The organism is Bacillus sp. GW823-FHT06A11 (genome assembly GCF_058795355.1).
In genome coordinates this window covers 16530-32337 of record NZ_JBXAHS010000002.1, presented here as the reverse complement: position 1 = coordinate 32337, position 15808 = coordinate 16530, and the positions used below count along the sequence as shown (strand labels likewise).

The following is a 15808-nucleotide window of genomic DNA, read 5'->3' as shown; positions in this document are numbered from 1 at the left end:
ACATGCATGCTAAAAGGAGTACGGATTACTTTATCACTTATTGCTTTATGTATAGCAATCTATGGATTTTTTACTAGTAATAGAGAAATAATGCCGTATATGTTTATCTCTTTAGGAGTTATGGCCCTCACCATAAGTTTAGAGGAAATATTAAAAAGGCAAACAGGAGGTAGTGTGCTCGCTCTACTAGCAGGAGCCGCTGCTTTATTTATTGGTTTCACAGAAATATTCCGATAAATGGTCTAAAGGAGGCTATACAATGCTAACTATATTACGGAGTTTTTTAGCATTTCTCATGCTTCTCTTACTCATTCTAAGCACTTATATCCATGTTACCGATAATTTTTCACTTCTCCCATACGTACAATTTATTCTCAGTTGTTTCTTTATTCTTCTAGGAATTAATGAATTGAAATCCGGACGAAAATCAATGAGTATCCCGTATTTTTTCGTTTCCAGTCTCATATGCTTCTTTTTAATATCAAACTACTTTCGCTATATGTAGAATGAAATTTTGACCAATTTAGCATTTATAATTATTTTCTCTCAGTAACTATTTCTTTCTACTTAAGGGGGATTCCATGTTAAAAAACATTCAAATTATAATCGCCACTATCGCTCTTTCTCTCGCCCTATTTAGCTTCTTTGCAAACTTCACTATTCTTTTACCTTACGTGTTTATCCTTTTAAGTATTATGTGTATCCTTTTTGGAATCGATGAAATAAAGAAGCAGCAAAAAACGAAAGCATTTGTTTATTTTCTCTGTTCTGCCTTTATTTTATATGTTGGAGTGTCTAGTATACTTTCATAAAAAAAGAACATGTTCGCTCTTAATAAAATAAAAAACTGCCCTTTCACAGGCAGTTTTTTATTTTATCCAAACACTTTCTCAAGTTCATCTTTATCTTGGCTTAACCAGAAGTTCATTAAGCGTTGTGCTCCTTCTAAGTCGTGAAGCTTCGCTTGACCACATTGTGTTTCATTTGCAGCTGGAATTTCTGTAATTTGAACCGCATCTTTTAATGTTAATTCTAATAAATCAATGATTTCTCGTACTGTCGGTGTTCCGCTTACTACAAGATAATATCCTGTTTGGCAGCCCATGGGTGAAATATCGATAATATCAAAATGCGGATAACGATCAATATATTTACGTAAATTAAATGCTAATAAATGTTCTAACGTATGAATAACATCTGGTTTCATTGCTTGTTTATTCGGTTGGCAAAAACGAATATCGAATTTATTTACAATACCGTCACTACCTACATTGTGAACTCCGCAATGTCTTACATAAGGTGCCTTTACAATCGTATGATCTAATTCAAAGCTTTCTACTGATGGCATACAACATCTCTCCCGCTTTTAATTTAATTCCGTTATATCCAATATGATATAACGGAAATTCACATTAGTAAAGTATTATGTACAGTCGTGCTATAATACTTTAAGACTATGCTGAAAAGGAGACCATTATGAAACAGATTTTTATTGGGATTATACGCTTTTATCAAAAGTTCATTTCTCCGATGACACCACCAACTTGCCGCTTTTATCCGACTTGTTCTCATTACGGATTAGAGGCGTTTCAAAAACATGGTGCCCTCAAAGGCTTTTGGCTTACTTGTAAGCGTATATTAAAATGTCACCCTTTCCACCCGGGAGGATTTGATCCTGTCCCAGATAAAAAGGATGACAAAGTAAATTCTTAATTGTCGTAACCATTCACAACTAAATCTAATTTTCCTGTATCAGGATCTATAACAAGACCGTGAACAGGTACTTCTTCTGGAAGTAATGGATGGTTGCGAAGTATCGATACGCTATGTTCTACACTTTCTTCTACACTAGAGAACCCTTGTAGGAATCTTTCTAAATCGATTCCAGAATAACGGAGTGTATCTAATTTCTCATTTGTTATACCCCGCTCTTTCATCTTCTCAATTGTACTGCTTGCTTGAATTTTTGCCATACCGCAATCGTGGTGACCAACTACACAAACTTCATCAGCACCAAGTTCATATACAGCAACTAAAATACTACGCATAATACTTCCGAATGGATGTGAGATAACAGCTCCTGCTACTTTAATAATTTTCACATCACCGTTACGCATATTCATTGCTTTTGGTAATAATTCAACAAGACGAGTATCCATACAAGAGATAATTACCATTTTTTTATTCGGGAATTTTCCCGTTTCATACTCTTCGTATCTTTTCTCTTCAACAAATTTTTCATTGTATTGTAAAATCTCTTCTAATGACTTCATAGTAAAAAACCCTCTTTTCTCTCATTTACATTACTTATATAGTGTACCAAAATATGAAAAACTCAAAAAGTATATCGCTTTATAGTAAAAATAAGATATTTTCAGATAATCGACATAATTCTTTCAAAATATACACACAGCTTTGTAACAAGTCTCACATACTTTAAACGTTTTTTCACTATAAACTGATTGTAGATAATGTAAAAAAGGAGTGAATATTTATTATGTCCGACGTTCTGTTACTGAGTCGTTTTCAATTTGCAATTACTATTTTTTATCACTTTTTATTTGTACCTTTGACAATCGGACTTGTCATTTTAGTAGCATGTATGGAAACTCAATACGCCCGCACATTGAATCCAACATACCGTAAAATGGCAAATTTCTGGGGTAAATTATTTACAATTAACTTCGTAATGGGGATTATAACTGGGATTACGATGGAATTCCAATTTGGAACGAACTGGTCTGAGTACTCCAAATATATGGGAGATATTTTCGGATCACCTCTCGCAATCGAAGCACTCGTTGCCTTCTTCTTAGAATCTACTTTCATGGGAATATGGTTATTCGGTAAAGACAAAATTTCACCAAAGTTCCGTGCCTTCTGTATGTGGATGGTTGCACTTGGAACAAACATTTCCGCACTTTGGATTATTACAGCAAACGGATTTATGCAAAACCCTGTTGGCTACGTAGTACGTAATGGCCGCGCTGAATTAAATGATTTCTGGGCACTCGTTACAAATCCATATGCTTGGAATATGTTCTTCCATACTGTCATTGGTTGTTATATCGTAGGTGCTTTCTTCGTTATGGCAATTAGTGCCTATCACTTATTACGTAAAAATGAAGTGGAATTCTTCAAAAAATCATTTAAGTTTGGTTTAATATTAGGCTTATTCGCCGCAACAATTACACCGTTTATGGGACATCAATCTGGTGTATCAGCAGCTAAATATCAACCAGCAAAAGGAGCTGCGATGGAAGCAGTTTGGGAAACTGGAAAAGGACAAGGCTTCTCAATTGTTCAAATTCCTGATGTAAAAAATGAGAAAAACTTTGAATTCCTTACGATTCCAAAACTCGGAAGCTTCTTCTATACAAACTCATTTGATGGCGAAATTGTTGGTTTAAAAGATATTCCGAAAGATGAACGTCCAAATGTTAACCTCGTGTATTATAGCTTCCGCTTAATGGTTGCACTTGGTATGTTCTTTATGGCATTAACTTGGTATGGCTTCTATTTAAACCGAAAAGGAAAACTAGAGAACTCAAAACGTTATTTAAAAATTACAATATGGTCTGTCTTACTTCCATACATTGCGATTAATGCTGGCTGGATTGTCGCTGAAGTAGGTCGTCAACCTTGGACAGTATATAAACTAATGCGTACCGCGGAATCTGTATCACCTATATCTGTTCCACAAATTTGGTTCTCATTAATTAGTTTAATTTTGTTCTACACTTTACTTTTAATAGCAGACGTATACTTAATGCTGAAGTTCGCGAAAAAAGGACCTGCAGCATTAGAAGATCCTGCTACTGAGGGAGGCGTGGCTCATGTCTCATGATATGCTTGCAATCATCTGGTTTGGTTTATGGGGCGTGATTTGGACAGTTTACTTCATTCTTGACGGGTATGCACTTGGTAATGGAATGATTTTTCCTTTCGTTACGAAAGATCGACAAGAACGAAATCAATTACAAGAAGCAATTGGGCCATTCTGGGGCGGTAATGAAGTATGGTTAATTACAGCTGGTGGCGCAACATTTGCTGCCTTCCCAGTCACATATGCAAATATGTTTAGTTATCTATATACACCGTTATTCTTAGTATTACTTGCACTGTTTGCGCGTGCCGCTGGACTGGAATTCATGCATAAAGATGATTCACCGATTTGGCAAAAAACTTGTAAATGGGCATTTGCAATTGGCAGTTTTTTAATTGCTTTCCTATTCGGTGTTACGTTCGCTAATCTTTATTACGGACTACAAATCGGAAAAAATGGTTATGAAGGAAATTTACTTAGCTTACTAAACCATTACGGTATTTTAGGAGGGTTGTTCTTCACTGCTATATTTGTCGTATCCGGTGCCCTTTGGGTCATGATTAAAACGACTGGTGAAGTATCCGACCGCGCTTATAAAATCGCAAGACCATTTTCAATGGCAGCAGCTATTATTTTAGCTATCTTCTATGTAGCAACTGCTAATCGGACAAACTTATTCCAAAACTTTACGGAATATCCGGTACTATTCATTCTTCCAGTACTTGCAATGCTAATGAGTGTACTCGCACTTATTATGGTGTACAAACATAAAATTGGCCTTGCCTTCACATTCGTTTGCCTAACAATCGCAATGTTTATGACAACTGGCTTTGCAGGTATGTTCCCAAGAATGTTACCATCTCGTATTAACGATGCATACAGTACAACGTTATACAACGCAGCCGGTAGTCAATTAAACTTAAAAATTATGTTCTTCGTAGCAATGGTCATGGTACCAATCGTTATTGGATATCAGCTTTGGAGCTACAGTATCTTTAAAAATAAAATTCATAAAGACTCTGCTAAAGGATATCACTAAAATAAAAAAGACACTTCGTTTGAAGTGTCTTTTTTTGTACGTATGATTTTCGATAAGATGTTATATTTCTAATCTAACAACTACACTATAGAAGAATCATTAACAGCTCACAGCTAGATTGTATCATAGGGCAACTTCATCATTTTATGCAATTTTACATACTGTACTATAAAGTAAACTGTATCCCCTGATCATTCGCATCATTATCCCATACATCAGCTGTACTAATCCCGCTAAACGTTTGTACTTTCATTCCTGTATTTGAAGATCCCGATCCATTATAAGCCTTCGTCTTTTCAATCGGCTGTACGTTATATTTGTCACCTACATTAATTGTTCCATTGCAGTTTTCAATAATAACACCTTCCACAACTGCCGGCATTTTGTCACCCACTTTCATTTCTTTACTTTTATTTTATGAAAATCGCCTAGAAAAATAGCATGTTTCAATAAGAAAAAGCACTCAAATTGAGTGCTTTTTCTTTAAGCATAAAGACAAGTTTGGAGACAGTTGACTTCTTCAAAATTTTATTAGGGGTAATATTTTGAAAAAGAAAGCCTTTCATATGTAGGTTAACACCACTGGAATATATAGTAAATTGATAATATTTATACGGAAGATTGCTAATGTTTAGTATAGATAGTTTACACTATGCTAACAGTGAAAACTATCTATACTAATAAAAAAAAGGTGCCTTCAAAGAAGCCACCTTTCAAAAACAGACACTATAAAACAGAATTATTTATTGTTATACGATTGTTAGATACAAAAAGTAGAGGGAAATGTTTGTATGAAATTCTGCTTTATAAAGTCTGTCTACAACTTATATTGTAATCCTCTTCATTTGAAAAAAAATATAATATGCACAATTGCATACAAAAAGAAAAAGCACTCTACTGAGTGCCTTTTCAACCATTTTACTTTTAATATATCGCTTTGAATATATTGTAACATACGTATCTATATATTTTATTGAGAAAATTCAAAATCATTTTTTCTTTCATTTTTACTTATAAAATCATGTAATATAAAAGGTATGTCAAATTCTTATACAAATTGAGGTGTACTATATTTATGATGTATTTCGGAATTATTCCTCTTATACTATTTATTATTTTTCTTATTTCCTATTTAAAAGATCCGCGAAAAATAATAAACGGCTTTTTATTTAATTCCTTTGTCTGTTTTTTCCTTCTTTTTTGTGTGATTATATCTGTAAATTCAAGTAGTGATGTCCTACGCTATATTATAATTTTACCTATTTTAGCACTTCTTATTATGCTTCCTTTCGGTATTGTTGCTTTAATGTTTGGGCTATTTCTTAATGCTAGAATTTTAATGAAGCGAGAAGGAAGACGGTTCACTAACTGTTTAACACTCCTTGCTGCTTTAGGGATGTTATTCTTTATGTTACTCCCTATCATAAACCCAGCAAGTTTGGTCTCATCGCATTTAGAGCCTATTTTTGCAGCTATTTCTCTTATAAGCTTCTATTTCTTTATACACTTATCTAACTTCTTAAGCGCATATTTTTTATACCAATTCAACAGACCAAGACGTAATCAAGATTTCATTATCGTTCTCGGTAGCGGCTTAATTAATGATAAAGTACCACCTTTACTTGCAAGCCGAATTAATAAAGCTATCGACTTTTATTGGAAACAAGTTGCTGTGAATACACCACCAACAATTATTTTCTCTGGCGGTCAAGGTCCAGATGAAGGACTTCCTGAGGCAGAAGCAATGCAAAATTACGCTGTTGAAAAAGGCATTCCGATTGAACATACAGTGCAAGAAAATCGCTCTGTAAACACATATCAAAACATGTTGTTCTCTAAAGAAATTATGGATTCTTTAAAGCCTGAAGGTAAATATAAAAGTATTTTTACCACAAATAATTTTCACCTTTTCCGCGCTGGTATATATGCAAGACAAGCTGGTCTTAACAGCCAAGGGATCGGATCAAAAACTGCATTTTATTATTGGCCTAACGCAATGATCCGTGAATATGTTGCGATTGTCGTAATGGGACGTAAGCGCCATATGAAAATATGTGGAACTATTTTAGGCTTCGCTGTATTCGTATCAGTACTTAGTTTTATATTTTCTTAATAGCATCCCATCCTTTGAAAGGATGGGATTTCTTATACTTATTTCAAAAATATTTTAAAGATAATATGGTCATAATATTCCCTGCATACATCCATTAAAGGAGAAATTTTTCAAATTAAATGTTAAAATAAAATTTAGGTGTAAATTATGTAACAAACAAGAAACTAGTTTGAAACGAGGAAATTATATGGAGAAAAGTATCAAAAACAAGCCCAATAAGCTAAAAATTGCTTCGAAAGCTTTGATGATTATTATTGGGGCATTTATCACAGCGTACGGATTAGAAGCAGTATTAATTCCAAATAACGTATCAGACGGTGGTGTGACTGGTTTAAGTATCGTTAGTTCAAGATTATTTGGATTGCCATTAGGAGCTCTAATCGCAGTTATTAACATTCCTTTCGTTTGGTTAGGATATAAGCAAATCGGTAAAAGCTTTGCGATTTATTCTATTATTGGAATTGCTTCATTAGCAGTAGGTACCGTTGTCATGCACGGAATACCAGCTATTATTGAAGGCGATACATTATTAGTTACAGTTGTTGGTGGTATTATCATCGGTTTTGGTATGGGGCTAGCATTACGTAACGGTGGGGCATTAGATGGAATCGATATGCTTGCTGTATTGCTTTCTCGTAAGTTACCATTTGGAACGAGTGACCTTATTTTATTTTTAAACATGTTCGTATTTATTTTCGTATCAACGGTATTCGGTCTTCAAGGAGCTATCCTTTCGGCAATTGCTTACTTTATCGCTTCGAAAGTGATTCATATCGTTGAAGTTGGTTTAAGTGGTTCGAAAGCATTTAAAATCATCACAAAAGAGCCTGAATTGATGGTAGAAACCATTCGCGATCGTTTAGGCAGAAGTGCAACATATAACGAAGTATACGGTGGTTATTCAAGAGAGAAATTCAAAGAAATTTCTTGCGTAATTAACCGTTTAGAAGAAAGTAAAATGAAAGAACTTATTAATGAAATCGATCCTAATGCCTTTATTACCGTTTATGATGTAGCAGAAGTAAAAGGTGGTAATTTCAAGAAACGTGATATTCATTAATCATTATGAAAAAAGAGGGTGTGCTAACATTTTGGCACACCGCCTTTTTATTATTAAGTTGCTATCGTTGTCAGTTTTTTTCAGTAAGTAGATATATTTTTACTCGCCCCACCGACTCCCACGTTTAATCCACGCTACATACTTTTGAAAAGCCGTCACTTCATGTTGAAAACGCAGCGGGATATACAACAATAAAGTGCATGTACACAGTATCCATAGAATACCTACTACAAAATGAAATTTCATTGCCGTGCTAATAAACAAGCTGAGGAATAATACAAGGAACATAATTACACTAAATCTTTTATACGTAGTCACACGTGTTGATTAACCAAAATTATACAGTATTTATTTGGTTTATTTGCCGATAGAATGCTAGTATTTCTGTCAAATAAATTCTCCAATCAAACGGCAGAGTATCACAAAGAAACAGGCGTGTGAAACCTGCGAATGACAACGGTTTGATATGTTTTTTCTTACTACCTTTTACGTGAAGAAATTTTAGTAAAACGTAGGCAATCATAGCTACGAACAACTGATTGAACACCGCATTTGATGTTGTGCCAAATAGCACGGGAACGTTCAAATTCTGCTTAATCCAGCGGAAAAAGGACTCGATGGCCCAACGCGATTTGTACATGGCGGCGATTTCTTCAGCTGTCACGTTCATCAAACTGGTCACGACACGATGGCGTTTTTTCGTCTGTTTTTGTGGCGTACCGATTGTGCACGTGAAATCAGCTGTCACATTTGAATCCGTGGGACGTGTGCCTTTTAGTGATTTCTTGCGATTCAATTGAACATTGTCTTTTAATCGGATAACAAAATGTTGCTTTTCTTTTTCAGTCACGTAGCGATCCACTTTATCAATTGAAAAATACGCGCGATCACAAACGAGAATAAAGCGTTTATCCTCAAGGCTTACGCCGATGGGACCGTCATGTTTGAGCCCTGTTGTTTCAACGATTTGAAGAGGCATCACTGTTTCGTTTGTGAAGCTGACATACAGTTTTATGCCCGAACGTTCGCCGTGATAAACGGCCCATGGTAAACGTGTTTTACCGACAGTAATAGTCGTCGAATCAATTGAAAGAAGCGTTCTCGGCATCTTTAGCGTTCGACGTGTAGCTCGATTTAACTTGCCAACAATAACTTCGAAAATACGTTTCATAATGGCGTAATCTAGCGCTTTCATGTGTTTTGACAAGGATGAATGATCGACGGAAATGAGTCCAACACTCGGACCAACATCGGCTGCGTGACGCAAGCTTTTCCATTCATTTGTCGCAGCACTAATCAAATAAGAAATAACAGTAGAAACCGTGCATTTTCGGGCTGTATCGGTGTGGTTGAACTCCATTAAAATCGCCTGGAGCTCTGCTTCTGAAAAAAAGTTTTGAATCAATGTGTGGGACGTGGTATTCTTGTTCATGAGAGATTCCTCGTTTCGTCAATGTTGGGGTGGTAACTTACATTGTACAAGAGGAATCTCTCTTTTGCATTCATTTTTTGGTAGAATTTAGATAATCAACAGACGTGGCTTTACATAAAACTAAAGAAAAAATGATTGAGCCATTACAAACAAGCCCCTTATAATAAAACAGATAAAGACTGGTCTTCTATATCTCGCTCTGATAATTCAATTAATTCGATTTCTCGCATACCATTGCAAACAGAAATCACATATTCTGCTCGATTAACATTGTAAAAATAAGAGGGAATCTTATGATCTAATGAATTAAAAGAGTTTAAGTTCATTGATAATCCCTTTCCAATACACTTTATGTAGGCTTCCTTTTTGGTCCAAATTTCATAAAATCGCTTATCCTGATAAGAAGTGTTCTCAGTAATATATGAAATCTCATTATTGTTGAAAAATCTTTCTGCTATATTTAGCTCTGCATTTTTTATTAATTCTATATCTACTCCTATTGGATAGTCTGAAATAGCTACAGCAATAGCATTTCTCGTATGAGATATATTAAATTCAAATTTAGAAACACTTCTTAACATAGGTTTACCATAGTAAGTTATATCAAAAACAATATCTTTGTTCTCAATATCCATATTACGGCATATTATAGTTCTTGTAAGCAATTCGGCATATAGACTTAATTTTTTATCTATATCAAACCTATAACGTTTAATTTTTTCTTGTTTTTCATTAGACACAAACGTTTGCATTAATTCAAACTTTGGATTATCTATTCTATCTGTTACACTAGCAAAATATAATTTACACATTTTTAATCTGTACGTTTAAACTCTCAACTTTAGAGACTACATAATTTATTAATGACCCAATAGTAGGGAATTCCGATAATAGCAACATATCATCATCAAATTCAAAACCACATGTTTTTTCGATCGCTACAATAATTTTAATAAAAGTAATAGATTCTAAAATATCTGTCACTTCACTTTCAAATGTATTTTTTTGTTTTTAACAATACTTTCAATTTGTCTTAATAATTGTTCTTCCATTACTATATCCTCCGTTATACTTATACTAAAAGTCAATTGTAAGCACTTCCGGCCATGAATTTCACTTGTCCCCACCCGTGTATCCCACCGGCGTTCGCGGTATGCATTACGCTGATTCACACGTTCTGTATTCCGCTCATAGCGTTCTGCCCCAATGTCTTGAACTACTTCCGCCTCCATCTGGGGTTGCACCAGCACTTGCATTGCTTCTCTTAAAAAATCGACATTGCCTTCATTTCCGCTCTTGCGTAACAGCTCCAAAAGTGAGATTCTATCTATAGAAGCCACGGTTTTGATCCTCCTTCTAAAGTTGAGTCGCGTCACTTTAGTAGAATCATACCGTGGCTTCCCTTGTCAAAAGGCACAGTTCTTTTTTACACCACTACTTGAGACTTTAACGTTTCTCTCATTTGAATTAATTCAAAATAGAATTAATGGGGGAGATTACCCCCGTATTTCCAGGCGATCCAGGTGGGTGGCCTGGTAAATATTTTGAGTCTCTGTATCTTTAACAATAGTATTTACAATATCATTAGGATACCGATTCAAAAAAAAATGTTCTCCTTTAAACTTATGAAATTTCACGTTTCCTTCAACAACTTCACTCCATTTATGCATTTCATTGATATGAGTCGAAAAATCGCTATCCGCATAAAAAACGCTTACTCCACAACTTATTTTTTCTGCTTTGGGCTGAAACTTATAATTGTCCAAAATTATAAAATCTGCTCGCAAAATCGGAAGAAACATATCCATAATCTCTTTTGTATAAAACTCCTCTGGTATTCCCCCATATTGTTCCACCTTTGTCAAGAAAGTTTCATTAGTCATATTTTCAATGTCTTCTCTCTTTTCAAAAATATGTGGAGCATCTCGCCCAGAAAAAAACAGATGCCTTGGTTCCTTAGTTCCCATTTGCTTAAGTTTATAATATATCTCATAAGTCAATAAGGCTCCCATGCTGTGTCCAAATATAACATATTCATCGTCATATTCTAATTGTTCACTTATTCTTTTGGCGATATCTTCACTTGCTTCACCAACAGACTGGTAACAAGGCTCTGTGAATCGAGTTCCTCTTCCAGCCAATTCACATATACACAATTCATATCTATCCGGCAGTAGTTTTTTCCATTCATAATATGCATTTACCGACGCTCCAGCATATGGAATAGGAAATACTTTTATTTTATTTATTTCACTCACTCCTATGTTCAACTTGGGCCCACTATCATTACTATATAAACCTATAAGTATTCAAGATACATTTAATTGTACTTCTCTATCTCTCGCTGCTCTGCCAGCAACAAATTCACCATATCACTATAGCTATTCAAACCGTCTGTCTGATTATTTGCCTTCAGATATACATCATTTACATTTCTTGAAATACTTGAAATAACACCCTCATACTTATCCCGGTACTGCTCATTTTGTTCTATATCATGCTGCACCGCCTTGGACAGACTGGACATTATATCAGACGCCTGATCTGGATCCACTTTCTTTAGCTCAGATATAGAATAATCAAATGCTAGAAAAAAACCACTGTAAAGTATCATTGGATCATCCTGCTGCTTACATGCCAGATATGCTATAAAATTTGCCTCATCCTCATGCATGAAACCACTCTGATGTGCCAATTCATGTGCCATAGTAGCAGGCACCAAGAAAACGGGCACATTAACATTGATATTGGATTCATAAGTAAAAGGGACAAAGATACCATTTATCCCTGCATGCGACATTAGCTTTGACATCACAACTGGTTTTGGTGTTGAGTATAAAGAATGCTCCAAAATAGGATATTCCTTTGATAACATTTGCATCGAGAACACTGCGTGTTGTGCATAATAATCAAAAGCCTCTGGTACTTGAGCCAAAAGATCAGTGTCCGCTAACTTTTCCCTTGCCAACTCCATTTCAACGGCAAGCGACTTACTCAATTTGACCAGTTCCTCCTTGCTGTAGTTCTCTTCTTTATATTCGGTATAAGACAAAAAAGAATATCTGTGATAGTTTATTCCACCCAAAATAGTATAACAAAAATATATCACGCTACAGATCGTAACTATTCCTAGAGCACCACGATAAACTACCATCCTACGTACACCTTTACTCATGATAACCTTGCGCACATAATAAACGATATAAAATAGAAAAAGTAACACAACCAACACGACGAGCCATTCACTAACAGAAAACTTGACCCAAGAAGGTACAAATCCTACTATTTTTGACAATAACGGATATACAGACCTACTGTATTTTTCCGCCCAATCCTGATGGTTCTGCGCGTATTTTGTCAGTATGTAAGCTATAACTCCAAGTGAGATCAACGGTAATCTCTTAAGTAAAAACTTTTTTATAATGTACTCCCCCTATCCAATAAATATCGGATGTACGCCATGTAACCTAGTCATATCATTTCTTTATTTCAACATACTTTTCCTCATAAAAATCATGCTTATTAGAAAAAACATATTGATTCATAAAATCTATAGGAAGTACTTCATAAGCCCAGTAGGTACCATTAGGTCTATTACTTGAAATAACTTGTCGGGCGATTTCAGCAGCCACTGTACCCGTTAACTCTGAACTCGTTTCCATTTGTAAATTCAATCTGCACCTAACATCCTTTCCATTTTTCACTCCTGTAGCATCAATGACTAAAGCTATCCATTCCTCTTTAGGTTGCTCCTCTAAACTAATGTCTAGTTTTTTCAGGGCTTCTTCAACCGAAGACTCAAGTTGCATTTGATAAAATTGCATTGCTAAACGAAAAATATTATCATTTGCTGCTATATTGTACCAGTGGAGTTCTTGTACCGAACTAACTTCCAGAATATCAATGATCTCTTGACTTAAATACGGTTTCTTATAGACAGGGACATCCACTTCAGGTACAAATTCTTTCTTCATCATATTTATATTTTCCGTTTTAACACAATGATCACTCCAATAAGAATCTGTTTTTCCAATTACACTATGGCCACTCATTAATATATCTGAGATAGAAGTTTTCGTATAATGTTCCGCACCACCAATATAACAATTCACATACTTCGTTTCGTCTAATAAATGATTTATTACTCGTTTTAATAGCAGACCTGTAATTCCAGGACAAAAACCAGCTCCTATGTAATTTACACCGTTAGCTTTAAGCTCTATTTGCTCCTGACTCAATAATAAAGCATTGGAAGCATCGACATATTTTGCTCCTACTTCCATAGCTGCCTGAGCAACTCTATCTTTAATTATAAATTCAGGCCCTGCACAATTAATGACAACCGTACAATCAGTACAGAACGCAATCAAGTTCTCCCAGTCAGAAAAATCCAGGAATTGGTAGTTAAAATTATTAAGGTTCATTAATGCTGTAGGTTCACGCCGCTGTCCGCCCTTAACAATAAAGTCTTTACATAAGTTCTTACAGATGACTTCACCGATCATTCCGCCACACCCAACAACTGCGATTTGCTCCATCCGTACGACACCCCTTTCATCTTATACAAGATTTAAAATACAAGACTAGTTATACCTTTCTCTATTAAAAGATCATTATTATGTCTACTCAACATACTCAATGCATAAAATCTTTGTTTGGCTTCCATTAATTTATGATACGTGCCGTGTTCTTCAATTTTCCCATTATTCAATAAGACAATTTCATCATATCCACTAAGAATTGATTCATCCAGCCTATGAGTAATGGAAATTCTCGTAATGCCCTGCATTTCACTTAACATACACTCAAGGTCACTAGCTGTTTGATTGTCCAACGCTGAAGTCGCCTCGTCCATAAGTAATATAGGTGATTTTCTCAGGAGTGCTCTTGCTATAGAAATTCTCTGTTTTTCCCCACCTGAAAAATGGATTCCATTTTCTCCACATAATACATCAAAGCCGCCTCTGTCATGAATCAATTTCTGTAACATACTCTTCTTTATTACTTGCTCAAACTCATCTGTGTCACATTCACGAAACAATTTAATATTTTGTTCAATCGTATCATCAAAGATAAAACAGTCCTGATGAATAAAACTAACATTTTGGAAAATGGACTGATCACTTATTTTCTCAAGATCAACCCCGTCATACCTGATATTTCCTTCATACCCATCATAAAACCCAGTCAACATCTTTAATAAGGTTGTCTTTCCACTCCCACTTGTTCCTACAATGGCATAAGACTTTCCATATTCAAATTCAAAATTAATATCATCTAAAATTTTTTTCCCATCTACGCTTAACGAAAGCCCATTTAGAGAAATTTTATTACTGAATTTAGGGATATCAATTCTTTGAGTTTGATCCGTTTTTGCCTCTCCAATTTTATTGAAATTCATTAATAAAGCCCGACTGGCCTGCCTTTTGGTAAAACCGGTTATGAGTCTATTAATGGGAACTGTTACGCAATTTAACAATTGAATAAAAGCCATAATCTCTCCTACTGTAATTTCTCCTTTCATTAGCTGCTGAGTACCCACAATAAATATGACTACAGCAACAAGAAAAGTTGAAATATCAGTAAGTGACATAATGAGTGACAACAGATTTTCGTATACCATTTTTGCTTTTTCCTGCTTGTTCGCCTTTGCCTTTGCCCTTTCAAAAATCTCCTTTTCGATGTTAAAGCTCTTAACAACCTGATTTCCAGACAATATATCTTTAATGAAAGATACATAATTTTTATTTTGCTCAGCCACTTCACCTTGTGCTTTTTGCATACGATTATTAAATATACTCGAAACTACAAGTGGAATGATACAAGTGAGTAATATACTCAATGCAAGGAATGAATTAATGATAAACATCGCAAGCACTCCACCTACAAGCATAGCTAGCTGAACAAATATTTCCACGGTCCCTTTTATATAATCGTTTTGAATTACCGTTATATCATTTGACAATCGTGATATGTAGGTTCCATTACTCTCCTTGTTGAAACTTCTCATATCTAACCGCAAAATATTTTCAACAAGGGTATTTTTCAGGTTTAACGTTGCCCTTTTTGTATATAAATTTTTAACAGCATACCCCACATACATTCCCACTGCACCTAAAGGCAATAAAATAACGGAAACAGTAGTCACCTTAATGATATTGTCAATATCTTTATTAATAGAATAATCAATAAACTTTTGTAGTATAATTGCCAATGCAATAAACAGAATAGATGTCATGATACCAAGTAAGCAGGAAAAAATAAATAAGCCTATATTCTTTTTGTATATGCTTTTTGAAATTTTTTCATTCATACTATAAGCCCTCTTCTTGTTTCTA

At 34.9% G+C, this 15808-nt stretch carries 17 protein-coding genes and 2 pseudogenes; 7 read left to right on the top strand and 12 right to left on the bottom strand.

Annotated features, from left to right (window positions below):
• Positions 1-6: 6 nt before the first annotated feature.
• On the top strand, positions 7-237 hold the full coding sequence (locus AC1Q8L_RS08595; protein WP_000912054.1) for a DUF3953 domain-containing protein: 231 nt from the start codon (positions 7-9) through the stop codon (positions 235-237).
• 344 nt (positions 238-581) lie between these two features.
• Entirely contained in the window at positions 582-812 is a 231-nt protein-coding gene (locus AC1Q8L_RS08590) for a YczI family protein (protein WP_098311943.1), read from the top strand.
• Positions 813-874: 62 nt separating this feature from the next.
• Here AC1Q8L_RS08590 and luxS read toward each other — a convergent pair whose 3' ends face one another.
• Positions 875-1348 carry an S-ribosylhomocysteine lyase LuxS gene (gene luxS, locus AC1Q8L_RS08585; protein WP_001141371.1) on the bottom strand — a complete coding sequence of 158 codons (474 nt, stop codon included), beginning with the start codon at positions 1346-1348 and terminating at the stop codon, positions 875-877.
• Between the two features lie 128 nt (positions 1349-1476).
• Between luxS and yidD the strand changes: the two genes are divergently transcribed.
• On the top strand, positions 1477-1713 hold the full coding sequence (gene yidD, locus AC1Q8L_RS08580; RefSeq protein ID WP_000809334.1) for a membrane protein insertion efficiency factor YidD: 237 nt from the start codon (positions 1477-1479) through the stop codon (positions 1711-1713).
• Here yidD and AC1Q8L_RS08575 read toward each other — a convergent pair.
• A complete protein-coding gene (locus tag AC1Q8L_RS08575) occupies positions 1710-2273 on the bottom strand; it encodes a beta-class carbonic anhydrase (RefSeq protein ID WP_000838173.1) in 564 nt (187 codons plus the stop codon). The genes yidD and AC1Q8L_RS08575 overlap by 4 nt on opposite strands.
• A 224-nt stretch (positions 2274-2497) precedes the next feature.
• Here AC1Q8L_RS08575 and cydA point away from each other — a divergent pair, with 224 nt between their 5' ends.
• Positions 2498-3847, top strand: a complete 1350-nt coding sequence (gene cydA / locus AC1Q8L_RS08570; protein ID WP_001286159.1) for a cytochrome ubiquinol oxidase subunit I — start codon at positions 2498-2500, stop codon at positions 3845-3847.
• A complete protein-coding gene (cydB, locus tag AC1Q8L_RS08565) occupies positions 3837-4865 on the top strand; it encodes a cytochrome d ubiquinol oxidase subunit II (protein WP_000017662.1) in 1029 nt (342 codons plus the stop codon). Before cydA ends, cydB begins: the two co-directional genes overlap by 11 nt.
• 166 nt (positions 4866-5031) lie before the next feature.
• Here cydB and AC1Q8L_RS08560 read toward each other — a convergent pair whose 3' ends face one another.
• Positions 5032-5265 carry a spore germination protein gene (locus tag AC1Q8L_RS08560; RefSeq protein ID WP_002001299.1) on the bottom strand — a complete coding sequence of 78 codons (234 nt, stop codon included), beginning with the start codon at positions 5263-5265 and terminating at the stop codon, positions 5032-5034.
• 675 nt (positions 5266-5940) lie between these two features.
• Between AC1Q8L_RS08560 and AC1Q8L_RS08555 the strand changes: the two genes are divergently transcribed.
• The gene (locus AC1Q8L_RS08555) at positions 5941-6978 is read left to right on the top strand and encodes a YdcF family protein (RefSeq protein WP_016512210.1); all 1038 of its coding nucleotides are present in this window, start codon (positions 5941-5943) and stop codon (positions 6976-6978) included.
• A gap of 187 nt (positions 6979-7165) precedes the next feature.
• Positions 7166-8038 (top strand): YitT family protein, encoded by an 873-nt coding sequence (locus AC1Q8L_RS08550; RefSeq protein WP_000415678.1) that lies wholly within the window; start codon positions 7166-7168, stop codon positions 8036-8038.
• Positions 8039-8137: 99 nt separating this feature from the next.
• Here AC1Q8L_RS08550 and AC1Q8L_RS08545 read toward each other — a convergent pair whose 3' ends face one another.
• The 9 genes and pseudogenes from AC1Q8L_RS08545 to AC1Q8L_RS08505 all read right to left on the bottom strand — a co-directional run bounded on the left by AC1Q8L_RS08545 (position 8138) and on the right by AC1Q8L_RS08505 (position 15783).
• Positions 8138-8356 carry a hypothetical protein gene (locus AC1Q8L_RS08545; protein ID WP_080017659.1) on the bottom strand — a complete coding sequence of 73 codons (219 nt, stop codon included), beginning with the start codon at positions 8354-8356 and terminating at the stop codon, positions 8138-8140.
• Between the two features lie 9 nt (positions 8357-8365).
• A pseudogene (locus AC1Q8L_RS08540) lies at positions 8366-9470 on the bottom strand (IS4 family transposase).
• A gap of 158 nt (positions 9471-9628) precedes the next feature.
• On the bottom strand, positions 9629-10282 hold the full coding sequence (locus tag AC1Q8L_RS08535; RefSeq protein WP_000335226.1) for a 4'-phosphopantetheinyl transferase family protein: 654 nt from the start codon (positions 10280-10282) through the stop codon (positions 9629-9631).
• On the bottom strand, positions 10275-10454 hold the full coding sequence (locus AC1Q8L_RS08530) for an acyl carrier protein (protein WP_016512209.1): 180 nt from the start codon (positions 10452-10454) through the stop codon (positions 10275-10277). Before AC1Q8L_RS08530 ends, AC1Q8L_RS08535 begins: the two co-directional genes overlap by 8 nt.
• Before the next feature lie 130 nt (positions 10455-10584).
• Positions 10585-10810: pseudogene (locus AC1Q8L_RS08525) on the bottom strand (transposase); the annotation flags it as partial.
• A gap of 156 nt (positions 10811-10966) precedes the next feature.
• The gene (locus AC1Q8L_RS08520) at positions 10967-11740 is read right to left on the bottom strand and encodes a thioesterase II family protein (RefSeq protein WP_042635520.1); all 774 of its coding nucleotides are present in this window, start codon (positions 11738-11740) and stop codon (positions 10967-10969) included.
• Positions 11741-11790: 50 nt separating this feature from the next.
• Positions 11791-12861 carry a DUF3810 domain-containing protein gene (locus AC1Q8L_RS08515; protein ID WP_016512206.1) on the bottom strand — a complete coding sequence of 357 codons (1071 nt, stop codon included), beginning with the start codon at positions 12859-12861 and terminating at the stop codon, positions 11791-11793.
• 85 nt (positions 12862-12946) lie between these two features.
• Entirely contained in the window at positions 12947-14008 is a 1062-nt protein-coding gene (locus AC1Q8L_RS08510) for a saccharopine dehydrogenase NADP-binding domain-containing protein (protein WP_492339426.1), read from the bottom strand.
• Between the two features lie 32 nt (positions 14009-14040).
• Complete coding sequence (locus AC1Q8L_RS08505; protein ID WP_098311944.1) at positions 14041-15783, bottom strand: ABC transporter ATP-binding protein; 1743 nt, start codon at positions 15781-15783, stop codon at positions 14041-14043.
• Between the last annotated feature and the right edge of the window lie 25 nt (positions 15784-15808).